A 16347-nucleotide genomic window follows, 5' to 3' on the forward strand; every position below is an offset into this window, starting at 1 on the left:
GACCTCGCACATTCCCCGTGTGTTGGGGTTTTTTCTGCGACCGGGGCGGGTAGCGGCGCGCGGAATCGGCTTCCCGGAACTCCGCGCGCCGCCCCCGTCACACGTCGTGGGGAGGTCAGGACTCCAGGGCGCGTACGGCCTCGGTGAAGGCCTCACCACGCGCCTTGTAGTCGGTGAACATGTCCATGGACGCCGCGGAGGGGGCCAGGAGCACGGTGTCGCCCTCCTGGGCGAGCCCGGTGGCCGCGGCGACGACCTCGGTCATCGCCCCCTCGTCGGTGCGCGCGACATCGACCACGGGCACCTGCGGCGCATGACGCTGCAACGCCTCGCGCAACCGGGCGCGGTCGGCGCCGAGCAGGACGACACCACGGAGCCGTCCCGCCGCCGAGGCGACCAGTTCGTCGACCTCGGCCCCCTTGAGCAGCCCACCGGCCACCCACACCACCGATTCATAGGCGGCCAGCGAGGCGGCCGCCGCGTGCGGGTTCGTGGCCTTGGAGTCGTTCACGTAGTCGACACCGGCGATGGTCGCCACGTGCGCGATGCGGTGGGGTTCGGGCGTGAAGGCCGCCAGGCCGGCGCGCACCGACTTCGGGTCGACCCCGATCGACCGGGCCAGCGCGGCGGCGGCCAGGGCGTTGGCCACGTTGTGCGGCGCGGCCGGGGTGACGTCGGCGAGGGTGGCCAGCTCCTCGGCACTGGTGCGCGGGTCGGCGACGAAGGCGCGGTCCACGAGCAGGTCCTCGACGACACCGAGCTCGCCGGCGCGCGGGGTCTCCAGGGTGAAACCGACCAACGGCGCGGCGGGGTCGCCGCACTCCCCCGCCAGACGCCGCGACCAGGAGTCCGCGGAGTTGACGACGCGGATCGTCCCCGGCGCGTAGATCCGCCCCTTGGCCAGCGCGTAGGACTCCAGCCCTCCGTGCCAGTCGATGTGGTCGGGCGCGATGTTGAGCACGACCGCGGCGTGCGGTCGCAGTGAGGAGGACCAGTGCAGCTGGAAGCTGGACAGCTCCACCGCCAAGACGTCGGGGGCGTCCTCGCCCTGCACCGCCTCGATGACGGGGGTTCCGACGTTGCCGACGGCCAGGGCGCGCCGCCCGTCGGCCCGCAGCATCGCCTCCAGCATGCGCACCGTGGTGGTCTTGCCGTTGGTCCCCGTGATGGCGAGCCACACCTGGTCGCGCGGTTTGAGCCGCCAGGCCAGTTCCACGTCGCCGATGACCTCGACCCCCGCGGCGCCGGCGGCGGCGAGCAGCGGGGCGTCGGGCCGCCATCCCGGTGAGGTGACGACCAGCTCGGTCCCCTCGGGGAGGCTGTCGCCGCCGAGGACGACCTCGGCACCGGCCTCGCGCAGCTCCGCGGCCCGCGCCCGGGTGGCCTCGTCGGTCCGCGCGTCGAGGATGGTGACGCGCGCGCCCTGGGCCAGCAGCGCCCGCGCCACCGGCCCGCCCGAGACGCCCAGGCCGGCCACGCAGACCGCGCGGTTGCCGAAGCCCGTCTTGGATCCGCTGGTGTCGCTCATCACTACCTCGGCATCCATTCCAGGTAGAACAGCCCGACCCCCACCGCGACGAACAGGCCCTGGATGATCCAGAACCGGATGACGATCGTGCTCTCCGCCCAGCCCTTCAGTTCGAAGTGGTGTTGCAGGGGGGCCATCCGGAAGATCCGCTTGCCGGTCAGCCGGAACGATCCGATCTGCAGCATCACCGACAGGGTGATGAGGACGAACAGACCGCCGATGATCACCAGGAGCAGCTGCGTACGGGTGGTGATGGCCAGGCCGACGAGCAGACCGCCCAGGGCCAGCGAGCCGGTGTCGCCCATGAAGATCTTGGCCGGCGGCGCGTTGTACCAGAGGAAGCCGATGCAGCCGCCCAGCCCCGCCGCCGCGACGACCGCCAGGTCCAGGGGGTCACGGACGGTGTAGCAGTTGGGCTCCAGCGCGTTGACGCAGCTCTGCCGGAGCTGCCAGTTGCCGATGACCACGTAGGCGACCAGTGACAGGATCGTGGCACCGGTGGCGAGACCGTCGAGACCGTCGGTCAGGTTCACCGCGTTGGAGAAACCGACGATGAGGAACAGCGCCCAGATGATGAAGACGCCGAGCATCAGGGGCGGTCCGAAGTCGCGCAGGAACGACAGGTGGACCGAGCCGGGGGTGTAGGAGTAGCCGTTGGGGAACTGGGTGACGGCGAAGGCGAAGCCGATACCGACGATGGCCTGGCCGGCCATCTTGGCGCCGCTGCGCAGCCCCAGGCTGCGCCGCTTGTAGATCTTGATGAAGTCGTCGAGGAAGCCGACACAGCCCAACCCGACGAACAGGAACATCACGAGAAGGCCGGAGACCGTCGGTCTGGTCATCAACACCAGGTGGGCACCGAAGTAGCCGATGACCGCGCCCAGGATGATGACGATGCCGCCCATGGTGGGCGTGCCCTGCTTGGTCTTGTGGCCCTCGGGGCCGTCGTCGCGGATCTCCTGGCCGAACTTGAACCGGTACAGGATCCGGATCACCATCGGCATGGTCAGCAGGGAGACCAGCAGGGAGAGCATCGCGGCGATGAGAATGCCGGTCACTTGGCGTCCTCCACGGCGATGAGCTCCTCGGCTACCCGTTCCAGCCCGGCCACGCGGGATCCCTTCACGATGACGACGTCCTTGGGACGCAACCGCTCTCGCAACGCGGCGGCGGCCTCGAGCGCGCCGGGGACCTCGACGAGTTCCCCGGCCCAGGTGGAGACCGCCCGGGCGCCCTCGGCGATCGGAGCGGCGTGCTCGCCGACGACGACGAGGGTGTCGACGCCGAGTTCGGCCGCGAGCCGGCCGATGCGTTCGTGCTCGGCCTCGTGGGCGGGGCCGAGCTCGGCCATGTGCCCCAGGACCGCGAAGGAGCGCCGGCCGCGGGCGAGGACGTCCAGCGTCCGCAGTGCGGCCCCCATGGACTCGGGGTTGGCGTTGTAGGCGTCGTTGACGACGGTGACACCGTCCGGGCGGTCGGTGACCTCCATCCGCCATCGGCTCACCGGGCCGGACTCGCTCAGGGCTGCGGCGATGTCGGCGACGGCCATGCCCATCTCCGCGGCGACCGCCGCCACGGCGAGCGCGTTGTGCACCTGGTGGACGCCCACCAGGGCGAGGTTGACCGGCGCGCTGTCTCCTCCCAGCTCCAAGACGAAGCGAGGCCGTCCCGAAGCGTCCAGTTCCACGTCGCGGGCGCGCACGTCGGCCTGCTCGGCCAGGCCGTAGGTGACGACCCGGGCGTCGGTGCGCGCGCGCATCCCGATCACCGCGTCGTCGTCGACGTTGAGAACGGCGACGCCGCCCTGCTCCGCCGACGGCAGCGCCTCGACCAGCTCGCCCTTGGCCTGGGCGATGGCGGCGCGGCTGCCGAACTCGCCGACGTGGGCGCTGCCGACGTTGAGCACGACGCCGATGCGCGGCGGGGCGATGGAGCACAGGTGGGCGATGTGCCCGATGCCACGCGCGGCGACCTCCAGCACGACGAACCGGGTGGTCTCGTCGGCACGCAGCACGGTCAGGGGATGGCCGATCTCGTTGTTGAGCGAGCCGGCGGGCGCGATCGTGGGACCGAGGCGGCGCAGCACCTGGGCGAGCAGGTCCTTGGTGGTCGTCTTGCCGGACGAGCCGGTCACACCGACGATGTCGGCGTCGGGAAGCCGCTCGGCGACGGCCCGGGCCAGTCGCCCCAGGGCGTCCACGACCTCGGCGTCGCCTCCGTCAACCAGCAGGTGCGGTGCCGCCACCGGGCGGGACGCCAACACGGCTGCGGCGCCTGCGGCGACGGCCGCGTCGGCGAAGTCATGGCCATCGACCCGCTCGCCACCCAAAGCCACGAAGAGCGAGCCCGGGCCGACCTGCCGCGAGTCGATGACGACCGGGCCGGTGACGATGTCGGTGGGCTGCGCCGATCCGCATATGCGGGACTGGGTGATCTCAGCGATCCGATCGAGCGTCAGCGCGATCAAATCCACTCCTCATGTCGGGCCCGGTTCCACCGCGCCTGGGGGCTCCCTGACGACGGACAGCGCGCAGTACGGGGACATCGCTGTACACATGGGACGCAGGGCGGCGTTTCAACGCCACGGTGCCGGGCTGCAATTGCCGGACCTACCTTAGAACATGTTTGGTTATCGGGGTTGCGCCCAGCCCGGAATGGGAACCGGTTCGTCACCCCATGGCGACGGAGCGCACGGACAGCGCCCCGTCCCAGCCTTCCCTCTGTCGCCGGAAATCGACAGAAACTCGCAGGTCCGGCGTTTCCTCCCGGAAGGCACCCCTATCGACGCCGGGCTCTACTCACGGAGTGATCACGATTCACACCGGTTTTCGGACGGGCCGATTTTTCCCTCACGACCCGCCCGAGAGCACCGCCATCGGCCCGCGGGCACCCCTCTAGGAGTCGCCCACCCGCCAGCGCAGCGCATCGCGCAGCACCTCGCGGTCGTCGAACTCCAGGACCCGCCCCGCGACGTACTGGCCGCGCTCGTGGCCCTTGCCCGCCACCACGAGCACGTCACCGGGCTTGGCGCGTTCCACCGCCATCTGGATGGCCGTGGCGCGGTCGGGCTCGACCGTGATGCGGGCGCGCTCCTCCTGCGGGACCTTCGCGACCCCGTCGAGCATGCTCGTGATGATCGTGATCGAGTCCTCGGTGCGCGGATTGTCATCGGTCAGGATGACGGCGTCGGCCAACCGCGCGGCCGCCTCGCCCATGAGCGGACGCTTGGCCCGATCACGGTCGCCACCGCAGCCCACGACGATCGTCAGACGCCCCTCGGTGATGGAACGCAACGAGGAGAGTACCGCCTCGATCGCCCCCGGTTTGTGGGAGTAGTCGACGATCGCGGTGAAGTTCTGTCCCTCGTCGACGCGCTCCATCCGCCCGGGCACGCCCGGCGCCGCGGCGACCCCCTCGATCGCCTCGTGCAGCGGGATCCCGGCCTCGACCAGGCCGACGATCGCGGCCATCGCGTTGGAGACGTTGAAGGGGCCGGGCAGCCGCACCGCCGCGTTCGTCTCCAGTCCGCCCGGGCCGACGATCCGGAAGGTGCTGCCGTCAGGCCCCAGCTCCACGTCGACGGCCCGCCAGTCGGCCTCGGGGTCTCCCTCGGAGGAGAAGGTCGTCACCGGGACCTCACCGTGGGCGGCGACCATGTCGATGAGCGCCCGCCCGAACCGGTCGTCGCGGTTGACCACCGCGATTCTGGCGAACTCCGGGGTGAACAGGCGCGCCTTGGTGTCGAAGTAGTCGCGCAGGTCGGCGTGGAAGTCCAGGTGGTCCTGCGAGAGGTTGGTGAAGATCGCCACGTCGTAGTGGGCGCCACCGACCCGGCCCTTGGCCAGGGCGTGGCTGGAGACCTCCATGGCGGCCGCGTCGACGCCACGCTCGCGCATGACCGCGAACAGACCGTGCAGGTCGGTGGACTCCGGTGTGGTCAGCGAGGAGTCGACCCGCTCGTCACCGACCCGCATCTCCACGGTGCCGATCAGCCCGGTGCGCCGCCCCGAGGCGCGCAGCCCCGACTCGATCAGGTAGGTCACCGTCGTCTTGCCGCTCGTCCCCGTGGTGCCGATGAGCAGCAACTCGTCGGCCGGGTGGCCGTAGACCCAGGCCGCCGCCTCGCCCAGGACCGCGCGGGGATCTGGGACGGTGAGCACCGGCAGCCCGGTGGCCACGGCGCGTTCGTAGCCCTGCGGATCGGTGAGGATCGCCACGGCGCCGGCCCGGGCCGCCTGTTCGGCATAGGCGGCGCCGTGCGCCCGTTGACCCGGCAGGGCCGCGTAGAGGTCGCCGGGACGCACCCCGCGGGAGTCGTGCGTGATCCCCGTGATCGTCGTCTCGGTGACGTCGAGGTCGTCGCCGATGACCGCCGGAGGCACGGCGTCCGTCGTCCCGTCGGGGTCGGGGCGCCCGCCGAAGGCGTTCGTCTCCAGCAACCGGACGAGTTCGGACAGCGGGCGGAGTTGATTGTGATCAGGTCGCATTACCGGTGGCACGCCGATGAGGTTATCCGTTGTGACCCACCCGGGGTTAATCCACACGCCCGCGCGGCATGGCCCCGCGCCTCCCCTCGGACGGGAGACCAGGACGTCCGCACCTCACTCGAACAGGCGGATGTTGGGCTGCTCGGTCGCCGTCGGCGGGATCTGCAACGTCTTCAGCGCGAAGGACATCACATCGGTGAACACCGGAGCCGCCGCCTCGCCCCCGTAGTACTGCTCCTTGGGGTTGTGCAGGACGACCTGGACGATGAGCTCCGGATCGTCGGCCGGCGCCATGCCGACGAACGTACTGGTGTAGCCCCCGGTGTCATAGCTCCCCGTGTCGGGGTCGACCCGGTTGGCGGTGCCGGTCTTGCCCGCGACCCGGTAGCCCGGGATACGGGCGTCCTGGGCGGTCCCGTGTTCACCGGTCACCGCCTCGAGCATCAACCTGAGTTCCCTGGCGGTCTCCTCGGAGATGACCCGCTCCTTGGCCGGCTCCGGTGCCGGGCGGAACTCGCCGTTCTCGTCGGTGCTGCCCGCGATGACCGTGGGTTCGACGCGCACGCCGTCGTTGGCGACCGTCGCGTAGACGCTCGCCATCTGGACGGCGTTGACGGAGATGCCGTGTCCAAAGGAGATCGACGCCAGCTGGGTCCCCCACCACTCGTCGGGCGCGGTGAGGATGCCGCTGTTCTCCCCTGGCAGTCCCAGACCGCTGGGCTCGCCGAAGCCGAACTTGCCGAGATACTCGTACAGCCCTTCCGCGCCGACGTCCTCGGCGACCTTGATCGTGCCGACATTGCTCGACGTCGCCATGATCCCGTTGAGCGTCATCCGCTGGGTCGGATGGTTGTGGGAGTCGCGGAACGTCTCGCCGTGGCGACGGATGGAGTCGGGCACCGTGTAGACGGTGTCCGGGGTGACCACGTCCTCCTCCAAGGCCGCCGCCGCGGTGATCACCTTGTTGGTGCTGCCCGGCTCGAAAGCGGCCGACAAGGCCCCATTGGCGCGCTGTTCGGGTGTCGACTCCTCGATGGCGTCCGGGTCGTAGGTGGGGTAGTTGGCCATCGCGACGATCTCGCCGGTGGGCCGCATCACGATCACGCTGCCGCTGTCGGCCCCCAGTTCCCCGGCCCGTTGGGCGAGGGCCTGCTGGGCCCGCCACTGGACGTCCTGGTCCAGGGTGAGCCGCACGTCGTGGCCGGGGACCGGTTCCTTGGCGACGCCGTTGGCCATGGGGATCTCGGTGCCGCCCGTGCCGAGTTCGACCTGCCTGCTGCCGGGGTCGCCGGCGAGCGTATCCTCCAAGACGCTCTCCAGGCCCTCCAGGCCGTGCCCGTCGGTGCCGACGAAGCCGACGAGGTTGGCCGCCCCGGTCTCCTCGGGGTAGACGCGCTTGTAGGCGGTCTCGGCGGCCACCCCCTGGAGGTCCAGCTCGTCGAGTTCCTTCCACTCCTCGAGCGGGACCTCGCGCGCGATCACCTGGTAGCGGCTGTCGTCGGAGTCCACCTTGCGGGCGACCTCCTCCTCGGGCAGGTCGAAGCGGCGCGACAGCTCGGTGACGATCGTGTCGCGCTCGTCGGCCTTGACGTCGTAGGGGTCCACGAAGACGGTGCGCACCTCGACCGACATCGCGAACGGCCGCCCATCGGCGTCGGTGATCGATCCGCGCGTGGTCGGGATCTCCGTCTCGCTGAGGCGCAGCTCGGCGGCCGCCGAGGCGTAGGAGGCGGCCTCGATCCCTTGGATCTGCACCAGCCGCCCCGCGAAGACCAACAGCACCACCCCCATCAGGGCCAGGGCGATCCTGATGCGCGGGCCCGGATCACTACGGCGGAACCGTCGCCGCAGCGGTGGAACCGGGCCACGCGGGGGGCGGCGGGACGGGACGGCCTTCCCGCGCGGGCGTGGCCTGCCCCCCTTCGCCGCCGTGCCCGTCCGGGCCGGATCCACCGACCCGCGTGGCCGGCCCTGCCCCCCGTTCTCCCGCGGAGACGTCCCCTTGACCGTGCGGTCGGGGGTGCCACGGCGCCGGGGGTTGCGAGGGCGGGGGTCACGGGGTGTGCTCACCTTGCCTCCTTCACCGGTTCACCGACGCGGGCCCGCGCTCGGCGGCCCCGTCCCCCCGGTCTGCGCCGGCCACGCCCTTCACCGGGCCTCCCCGTCGACCTCGCCGGGGTCTCCGGTTCCGGGCAGCCCGCTGTCGGCCCCGCCTTCGTCACCGCCCCGGACCTCGCCGGTGCGGGTGTCGATGAACTGCGGCGCCTCGCCCGGCACCATACCGAGCTCTTCTGCCTGGCGGGCCAGCGCGTCGGGCGACTCGGCCTGGACGACGAGCTCCTGTAGGCGCTGCTGCTCGTGGGAGAGTTCCCGGTTCTCCCTCTGCAACTCCCCGATCTCGAAGGCGTCCTCGGTCAGGACGGTGCGCAGCGCCAGCAGGACCACCAGGGCGCCGCCGAGCAGGGCGAGGACGAGCAGGACGAAGGGCATGCGCGGTGGCTGCGCCGTCGCGGCGGGTCGGGAAGCGGGGCGGGGGACCGGCCGGGACGGCGTCGCGGCGCGCCGCGCGGACACATCGCGCGGACGGTGGGCTCTGCTCCGGGGGACCGATGCCGTCGCGGCGTGTCCGGCCGTCCGCCCGCGCCGGGCCTTGTCCTCGATCGCACTGCTCATACCGCGCTCTCCCGTTCCCCTTCGGCGCCCAAGCGGACAGACGCGCCCCCGGTCTGCGCACCGGTCGTGGCGTGGGGGCGTGTTCGCCCCCTGCCGGCGCGGCCCGCGGCCCGGGTGTCGCCGTTCCCCTGCGGCTCGCTCATCCCTGTCCCCTGTTTACTCCCGGTCCGGCTGGTCCGGTCCCGCGCCCGTTGCTTCCCCATTCACGGCGCGTCATCCCTCAGCCGTCCCTCGTCACGCCCTGCGGACCCGCTCGGCGGCCCGCAGGCGCGCCGAGGCGGCACGGGGGTTGCGGGCGTTCTCCTCCTGTGAGGGCAGTTCCGCCCCGCGGGTGAGCAGGCGGAGTTCGGGTTGCCGGTCAGGAAGCGGAACCGGCAGGTCGGGAGGTGTGGTGTCGGTGGCCAGCGCCGCCAGCGCGCGCTTGGTGATGCGGTCCTCCAGTGAGTGGTAGGACAGCACCGCGATCCGTCCCCCGACCGCGAGCCGGGACAGGGCCGCGGGCAGCGCGCGTTCCAGGATGGGAAGTTCCGCGTTCACCTCGATACGCAGCGCCTGGAAGGTGCGTTTGGCCGGGTTTCCGCCTGTGCGCCGGGTGGCGGCCGGGATCGCGCCGCGAACGAGGTCGGCCAGACGGCGGGTGGAGTCGATCGGCCCGCCCGCCCGCTCACGGACGATGGCCTGGGCGATGCGCGCGGCGAAACGCTCCTCGCCGTAGACCCGCAGGACGCGGGCGAGTTCGGCGGCGGAGTAGGTGTTGACGACGTCGGCCGCGGTGAGCCCCCGCGTGGGATCCATCCGCATGTCCAGCGGCGCGTCGTAGGAGTAGGCGAAGCCCCGTTCCGCCTCGTCGAGCTGGGGCGAGGAGACCCCGAGGTCGAGAAGGACACCGTGGACCTCGGCGATCCCGAGGTCGTCAAGGGCGCGCGGGATCTCGTCGTAGACGGCGTGGACGTAGTCGACCCGCTCCGCGAACGGAGCGAGGCGACGGGCGCTGCGCTCCAACGCGCTGGGATCGCGGTCGACACCGACCACCCGGAGCCGCGGATGGGCGCGTAGCAGGGCCTCGGAGTGGCCGCCGAGCCCCAGTGTGCCGTCCACGAGGACGGGCCGCTCGCCTTCCAGCGCCGGGGAGAGGACCTCGACGATCCGCTCCAGCATGACCGGCACGTGCTTGGGCCGATCCTCCAACGGACCCTCGTGCCCCTCCGCGGCCCTCGCGACATCGGTCGTCTTCGCCGACGCCCCGTCCACGGCCTCCGGTCCGGGATCGACCATCAGCACTCTTCCCCCTTGAATCGCTACTTCTTCAGTCGTCGGTGCCGGGCTCGGGTGCGGCCCGATCGACGTCCCTCGTGATCGTGACAGCACCCGGTGTCGACAACCGGACCAGACCGCCCCGGTCCGGCCCCCGGACGCGGCACGCGGAGCCGCTGTGACCCGCCTTTCGCCGTCTGGCGCCGGGGAAGATGCGTCAGCCGGCGTTCCTGCGCGTCTGGAGGCCGTGACCGGACGGGATTCGACGGTCGTGACCCGTGGACCCGCCGGACCGGCCGTCGAACCGGCGCGGCGACGCCTTGGGGTCACAGCACCCCCGGCAACACCTCCTCCGACAACTCCGCGAACGCCTGCTCCTGTTCGGTCTCGTAATCGGCCCAGGCTCGCGCGTCCCAGATCTCCAGGCGCGTGTTGGCCCCGATGACAACGCAGTCGCGGCCGAGTCCCGCGTAGGAGCGCAGACTCTGCGGGACCGTGACCCGGCCCTGCTTGTCGGGCGTCTCGTCGGACGCACTGGCGAAGAAGACGCGACCGTGGTCGCGCACCGACTTGGCGGTGACGGGTGCGGAACGGAGGGCGTCGGTGATGCGCTGGAACTCGTGCACAGGAAAGACGTAGAGACAGCGCTCCTGGCCTTTCGTGATCACCAGTCCCCCCGACAGTTCGTCGCGGTACTTCGCCGGAAGGAACAGTCGTCCCTTCTCATCGAGGCGTAGCGCGTGGGTGCCGAGGAACACCGGTTCCCACCTCCCACCGACCCGATGGAGCGGCGCCCCGCTCCACGGTGCCCCACTGTACTCCACTCTCCTCCACGGTCAACAGATTCCGCGGTCGCCCCACCCGCCCCCAGCGAGCATCGAAGCACTTCAGAGGGGGAGGAGCGAAACGATCCGGACGTGTCGGGCCGCGGGGCCCGTCACGGCGTGACGCGCCCCGGGGATCCGCCGGTGAGGCGGGTCACGGCGGGAGCCCGGACGTACTCTCCGGTTCCGGTTTGCAAAGCCCCGCTTTACGCCTAGCCTCAAGTCGTCGGAGCAGGCGGGGCGGGAGGGGACAGGTGTCACTGGACACGCGGCTCACCGGACGAGACGACGAGGCCGTGCATGACGTCGGCGCGGTCCTGGACACCGCCGACCGCATCCGGACGGCCGTCGAAACCGTGATCGAGGGCAAGACCGAGGTCGTGCGGATCGCGCTGACCGTCCTCCTGGCCGAGGGGCACCTGCTCATCGAGGACATCCCCGGCGTCGGCAAGACGATGCTGGCCAAGGCGCTGGCCCGGTCGATCGACTGCTCCGTCAGCCGGATCCAGTTCACCCCGGACCTGCTTCCCGGCGACATCACCGGAGTCAACGCCTACCACCAGGAACGCCACGAGTTCGAGTTCGTCCCGGGGCCGGTCTTCGCGAACATCGTCGTGGGCGACGAGATCAACCGGGCCTCGCCCAAGACCCAGTCGGCGCTGCTGGAGTGCATGGAGGAGAGCCAGGTCAGCGTCGACGGCGAGACCCGCGAGCTGGAACGGCCCTTCATGGTGGTGGCCACCCAGAACCCGGTGGACATGGAGGGGACCTATCCCCTGCCCGAGGCGCAACGCGACCGTTTCATGGCCCGCGTCGCCATCGGCTACCCCTCCCCTCAGGCCGAACTCGACATGATCGACACCCACGGATCCCGGTCGCCGCTGGCGGGGCTGGAGCCGGTGGCCAAGGCCGCGGACGTCCAGAACATGATCGACCGGGTCCGCGCCATCCACGTCTCCCCCTCCGTGCGCCGCTACGCGGTCGACCTCGTCTCGGCCACCCGTTCCTCCCCCGCGCTGCGGTTGGGAGCGTCGCCGCGCGCGACCCTGCACCTGGTCCGCGCGGCACGCGCCTACGCCGCGTTGGAGGCGCGCTCCTACGTCATCCCCGACGACCTCCAGGCCCTGGCGGTCCCCGTCCTCTCCCACCGGTTGCTCCCCAGCACCGAGGCGCGGATCGAGGGGCTGCCCGTCGAACAGGTCGTCCGCGACCTCGTCGCCAGGATCCCGGTTCCCGACTGACCCGAGGACACCTCCATGAACGCCGTCCTGCGCCCCGCCGTTCCGGTCCGGCCGGAGACGGGGTCGTGAAACCCCTACGCGCCTTCACCTTCCGCGGTCGGGTCCTGTTGTGCGTGGGCGTCGCGGTCGCCGTCGGAGCGGTGCTCGTCGGCGAACGCGATCTGCTGCGTGTCGGCGTGTTCGTCGTCTCGCTGCCCCTGCTGGCGGCATTGACCGTGCTGCGAGTCCCCGACGGTGTGCGGCACACGCGCGATCTCCTCCCCGCCAGGGTGACCGCCGGGGAGGAGGCGCGGGTCGTGATCCGGCTCACCGGTTCCTCCACGGCCCTGTTCGCCGGCGGGCTGGTCGTCGAGGAGACGCTGCCGCTGGCGCTGGGGCGGCCCCCGAGCTTCGCGGTGGGCCGGTTGCGCCGTGGCGAGGAACGGGAGATCGCCTACCGGGTGTGCGCGCGGGCGCGCGGACGCTACCCGATCGGTCCCCTGACCCTGCGCTTCCGCGACCCCTTGGGCTGCGTCGAACTCGCCAGGCCCTCGGGGTCGGGCCTGTCGCTGCTGGTGGTGCCCCGGATCGTGGAGCTCTCGGGGGCGGCGCCCGGTGGCGGGACAGCGGACAGCGACACCAGTCCAGCGCGTTCCATGGCGAGCAGCGGGGAGGACGACACCGTTCCCCGGGAGTACCGGCACGGTGACGACGTTCGGCGGGTGCACTGGCGCTCGACCGCGCGGCGCGGCGAACTGATGGTACGGCGTGAGGAACGGTGGCGACGCGAGCAGGCCACCCTCCTCCTGGACGCGCGGTCCCACGCCCACGCGGGTGAGGGCGCGGAGTCGTCGCTGGAGACCGCGGTGGCCGCGGCGGGATCGATCGCGCTCCACCTGTCGGCCGACGGCCGCGAGATCCGTCTGCTCGCCGCGGGAGGCGAGACCACCGTGTCCGGCCATGGCGTGCTCGACGTCCTCGCCGTGCTCCCGGCCTCGACGAGTGACCTGCGCTGCGAGCTCGGACTGCTCGACGAGTCCGTCGCGGCGGACCGGGGGCCGGTCGTCGCGGTGCTCGGCGCGCTGACCGAGTCGGACCTCGACGAGTTCGCGCGGACCCGCCCGGCGCAGGGGCGCGACCGGATCGCGGTGCTGTGTCGACGGGCGCCATGGTCCTCCCCGGCCCTTCTGGAGAAGGCCCAGGTGCGGCTCACCGGAACCGGGTGGCGGGTGCTCGCGATCGACACGCTGGACGACCTGCCCGCGGCGTGGCAGGGCCGTCGCCCATCGACCGAACGGACCGGACCCCTGGGAGGGCACAGGTGAAAGGCCGGGTCACGGTGGCGGCGACACTCGCCACCCTGGGCGCGCTGCCCCTGCTGCATCCGCTGTTCCTGGACCGGGACTGGTGGCCCGTGCCCGCCGTGGCGGTGCTCGCGGTCGGGCTGACCTCGCTGGCCGCCCGCGCCCTCCGCTCACCGGCGCTCCTGCTGCCCCTGTTCCAGGCGGTCGTACTGCTGGCACTGCTGACCGGCTGCCACGCCTCCGGCGAGGCGCTGCTCGGGGTCGTCCCCACGGGCGGTTCCATGGCCGTCCTGCGCGGACTGGCCGAGGCCGGGATGGCCGAGATCGACGCCAATCCCTCGCCCATCGAGGCGACCTCCTCCCTCGTGTTCGTCGTCACCCTGTCTCTGGGGCTGTTCGCGATGTTGGTCGACCTCGTCGTGGTGACACTGCGGCTGGCGGCGCTGAGCGGGTTGGCACTCCTCGCCCTGCTGTTCGTCCCCCTGTCGGTGCACGAGGAGGGCATCGGCGGTCCGGCGTTCGTCGTGGCCGCGGCCGGATTCCTGATCCTGCTCGTCGTGGACGGCTGGGAACGGGCACGCGAGCGCGGTGCCCTGCCCGGACGCGCGGGCGGGGCCGGACGGCACGCGGTGGACGGCCTCCTGATCGCCGCGCCCGCGACGGCTCTGGCCCTGTTGGTCCCGGCCGTCGTCCCCGGACTGGCCAGTGGGACGGTGTTCGGCCTGATCGACGAGGTCCGCGGGGACAACGGGACCGTGACCACGGTCCACCCGATGGCCTCCCTGCGCCGTGGCCTGCTCTCGACGCTGGATCGGCGTGTCCTGGAGTACCGCACCTCCACGGAGGAACCCGACTACCTGCGGGTCCACGTCCTCGACGCCTTCGACGGCGAGAACTGGACGATGTCGGCGGTGCGGGCGGCCCAACGGTACCGGGTGACCGAGGAGGCGCTGCCGCCGGTCCCCGGGGTCGAGTCCGACGCGGCCGTTGAAACGACGACCGACATCACCGTCACCCCGACCGCCCAGGACATGAACTTCCTGCCCCTGCCCTATCCGGCACAGCGGATCGAGATCTCCGGCGACTGGTTCGCCGACCCCGACACGTTGATGGTGTTCGCCCCCCAGGGCAACGCGGGAGGACTGACCTACCGGGTGACCTCCCCGCGTTTCGCGACCGACCCCGACGATCTCGCCGCCGCCTCCCCGAACGTGAGCGGTGTGGACCGGCGTTACCTCGACGTGCCCGCCGGCCTGGACCCCCGGATCGGGGAGCTCACCCGCTCCATCGTCGCCGACGCGTCGGGGCCGCACGAACGGGCGGTGGCCCTCCAGGAGTGGTTCACCGACGGAAGGTTCGAGTACAGCCTGCAGCCCCCGGCCGTCCCCGAGGGCGAGGACCCCTTGGCCCGCTTCCTCTTCGAGGAACGCGTCGGCTACTGCGAGCAGTTCGCCGCCGCGATGGCCCTGATGGCCCGCCAGGCCGGCATCCCGGCCCGGGTGGCGGTCGGCTACACCCCTGGGGAACAGATCTTCGACGACCACTGGCTGGTGACGGAACGCGACGCCCACGCCTGGCCCGAGCTGTACTTCGAGGGGCATGGCTGGTTGCGCTTTGAGCCGACCCCCTCCTCGGGGCAGGGGCAGCCGGGCGCGAACGTCCCCGATCACGCCTCCTCCGCCCCCGAGGGCGGGACTCCCACGCCGGACGCTCCGGAGGAGGCGGCGACCGGTTCCACCACCGACGTCCCTTCTCCCGAGGAGGAGCCCACGCCCTCCTCTTCCGGCAGCGGGGCACCGGCCGCGGAGGCGCCGACCTCGGCGCCGACCTCCCGGCCGGCACCGCTGTCGCCCCTGGTACTGGTCTCCTTGACGCTGGTCGTGGCGCCCCTGCTGCCGGCACTGCTGCGGACGCTCAGGCGCCGCGTCCGCTGGGCGGGCGCGCGCTCGCACGCGGCCAGGTCCCGCGCCGCGTGGCTGGAATTGCGCGACGACGTCCTCGACACCGGTCTGGCCTGGAATCCGGCCGAGAGCCCGCGTGGGGTCGCCCGCCGCCTGGGCGAGGAGCGGCGGCTGTCCGCCGAGGCCCGCGCGGCGCTCGACCGGATCGCGCTGGCCGAGGAGGGGGCCCGCTACGCCCCGGTTCCCCCCGCCCCATCGCAGGACCTGGCGGCCGACAGCCTGCTGCTGCGAGGCGCCCTGCGCGCCGGGGCCGGGCCCTGGGGGCGGATGCGGGCGGTGCTGCTACCGCGCTCGCTCCTGGTCTGGGGCGCCCGGCCCCGGAGGCGACGCGCACACGCGTGACCCGCAGACGGCTCGGGCGGGTTCGGGACAGGGAGGAAGGGGAGACAGACATGTGTCCGCCGGGGTGAGGGATCACCCCGGCGGACACATGTGAGATCTCTGTATTGGATCGCGTGGGCCGAAACGCTACTGTTCGCCCTCTTGACGACGGCGCCAGCGCTCCTCGAAGCGGCTCATCATGCCCGGACGCTGTTGACGGCGCTGCTTGGGCTGCGCCGCGGGGGTATTCGCCTCGGACGCGCCACCACCGGAGACGCGCCGCCACCCCGACAGGCCCCACAGGGTGCATGCCAGCATGACGACGAAACCGAGGGCACCGACGATCGGCTGCTGGACGATCACGCCCCCCATGAGGAGGCAGATGCCCAGGACAAACCCGATCGAGGCCTTGATGATCCAGCGCTTGTAGTGGACCTGAGGATTCGTCTGGCGGACGGTATTGGCAAACTTCGGGTCCTCGGCATACAGCGCCCGCTCGATCTGGTCGAGCATGCGCTGCTCGTGTTCAGAGAGCGGCACGGCGCCTCCCAAAAACAGTCCCCGGGTGGGGCAACCGGTACTGAGCAACCATCTGGTGGCCAGTGATATGCCCAGAATACGGCGCCTTAGCGCCCGGTGAAAAGAATACTTCCGCGTCTAGGTGACCCACATGGGTCACACTACCCGCGTGCTTCGCCCAAAACACCGGTCTCCACGTCCCTCTCTGCCTCCGACCTGGGGGTTCAGCGCCAGGTGGACGACCACCTGACGAGTA

12 protein-coding genes are annotated in these 16347 nt (G+C 71.6%); 3 read left to right on the forward strand and 9 right to left on the reverse strand.

All coding sequences use genetic code 11. The features are described from left to right. Nucleotides 1-115: 115 nt before the first annotated feature. The 8 genes from murD to mraZ all read right to left on the reverse strand — a co-directional run bounded on the left by murD (nucleotide 116) and on the right by mraZ (nucleotide 10700). Nucleotides 116-1528 carry a UDP-N-acetylmuramoyl-L-alanine--D-glutamate ligase gene (gene murD / locus B5D66_RS02765; RefSeq protein ID WP_078759945.1) on the reverse strand — a complete coding sequence of 471 codons (1413 nt, stop codon included), beginning with the start codon at nucleotides 1526-1528 and terminating at the stop codon, nucleotides 116-118. Nucleotides 1529-1530: 2 nt separating this feature from the next. After that, nucleotides 1531-2586, reverse strand: coding sequence for a phospho-N-acetylmuramoyl-pentapeptide-transferase (gene mraY, locus B5D66_RS02770; protein WP_078759946.1), 1056 nt, complete (start codon nucleotides 2584-2586; stop codon nucleotides 1531-1533). Then, a complete protein-coding gene (locus B5D66_RS02775) occupies nucleotides 2583-3995 on the reverse strand; it encodes a UDP-N-acetylmuramoyl-tripeptide--D-alanyl-D-alanine ligase (RefSeq protein ID WP_078759947.1) in 1413 nt (470 codons plus the stop codon). The genes mraY and B5D66_RS02775 overlap by 4 nt, the downstream gene beginning before the upstream one ends. A 427-nt stretch (nucleotides 3996-4422) precedes the next feature. Further along, nucleotides 4423-6015: a UDP-N-acetylmuramoyl-L-alanyl-D-glutamate--2,6-diaminopimelate ligase gene (locus tag B5D66_RS02780; RefSeq protein WP_078759948.1), complete on the reverse strand. Its 1593-nt coding sequence runs from the start codon at nucleotides 6013-6015 to the stop codon at nucleotides 4423-4425. A gap of 114 nt (nucleotides 6016-6129) precedes the next feature. Further along, on the reverse strand, nucleotides 6130-8085 hold the full coding sequence (locus B5D66_RS02785) for a peptidoglycan D,D-transpeptidase FtsI family protein (protein WP_078759949.1): 1956 nt from the start codon (nucleotides 8083-8085) through the stop codon (nucleotides 6130-6132). A 78-nt stretch (nucleotides 8086-8163) separates the two neighbouring features. Then, nucleotides 8164-8505: a cell division protein FtsL gene (locus tag B5D66_RS02790; RefSeq protein ID WP_235000659.1), complete on the reverse strand. Its 342-nt coding sequence runs from the start codon at nucleotides 8503-8505 to the stop codon at nucleotides 8164-8166. A 417-nt stretch (nucleotides 8506-8922) separates the two neighbouring features. Then, the gene (rsmH, locus tag B5D66_RS02795) at nucleotides 8923-9846 is read right to left on the reverse strand and encodes a 16S rRNA (cytosine(1402)-N(4))-methyltransferase RsmH (RefSeq protein WP_235000686.1); all 924 of its coding nucleotides are present in this window, start codon (nucleotides 9844-9846) and stop codon (nucleotides 8923-8925) included. A 422-nt stretch (nucleotides 9847-10268) separates the two neighbouring features. Further along, nucleotides 10269-10700: a division/cell wall cluster transcriptional repressor MraZ gene (mraZ, locus tag B5D66_RS02800; protein WP_078759951.1), complete on the reverse strand. Its 432-nt coding sequence runs from the start codon at nucleotides 10698-10700 to the stop codon at nucleotides 10269-10271. 320 nt (nucleotides 10701-11020) lie between these two features. On the opposite strand from mraZ, the gene B5D66_RS02805 reads away from it, so the two are divergent. From B5D66_RS02805 to B5D66_RS02815, 3 genes are all read left to right on the forward strand, one after another. Next, complete coding sequence (locus B5D66_RS02805) at nucleotides 11021-12007, forward strand: AAA family ATPase (RefSeq protein ID WP_078759952.1); 987 nt, start codon at nucleotides 11021-11023, stop codon at nucleotides 12005-12007. Nucleotides 12008-12072: 65 nt separating this feature from the next. Continuing rightward, nucleotides 12073-13311, forward strand: coding sequence for a DUF58 domain-containing protein (locus tag B5D66_RS25885; protein ID WP_078759953.1), 1239 nt, complete (start codon nucleotides 12073-12075; stop codon nucleotides 13309-13311). Continuing rightward, on the forward strand, nucleotides 13308-15593 hold the full coding sequence (locus B5D66_RS02815) for a transglutaminaseTgpA domain-containing protein (protein WP_235000660.1): 2286 nt from the start codon (nucleotides 13308-13310) through the stop codon (nucleotides 15591-15593). Before B5D66_RS25885 ends, B5D66_RS02815 begins: the two co-directional genes overlap by 4 nt. Nucleotides 15594-15719: 126 nt before the next feature. On the opposite strand, the gene B5D66_RS02820 is transcribed toward B5D66_RS02815, so the two are convergent. Beyond that, nucleotides 15720-16112: a DUF3040 domain-containing protein gene (locus B5D66_RS02820; RefSeq protein ID WP_078759955.1), complete on the reverse strand. Its 393-nt coding sequence runs from the start codon at nucleotides 16110-16112 to the stop codon at nucleotides 15720-15722. Between the last annotated feature and the right edge of the window lie 235 nt (nucleotides 16113-16347).

Source organism: Marinactinospora thermotolerans DSM 45154, from assembly GCF_900167435.1.
Lineage (GTDB): Bacteria > Actinomycetota > Actinomycetes > Streptosporangiales > Streptosporangiaceae > Marinactinospora > Marinactinospora thermotolerans.

What these genes read in the sequence shown, in the direction of transcription:
- murD (WP_078759945.1), bottom strand. Translation starts at nt 1,528, where the DNA reads ATGAGCGACACCAGCGGATCCAAGACGGGCTTCGGCAACCGCGCGGTC.
- B5D66_RS02780 (WP_078759948.1), bottom strand. Translation starts at nt 6,015, where the DNA reads ATGCGACCTGATCACAATCAACTCCGCCCGCTGTCCGAACTCGTCCGG.
- B5D66_RS02790 (WP_235000659.1), bottom strand. Translation starts at nt 8,505, where the DNA reads ATGCCCTTCGTCCTGCTCGTCCTCGCCCTGCTCGGCGGCGCCCTGGTG.
- rsmH (WP_235000686.1), bottom strand. Translation starts at nt 9,846, where the DNA reads ATGCTGGAGCGGATCGTCGAGGTCCTCTCCCCGGCGCTGGAAGGCGAG.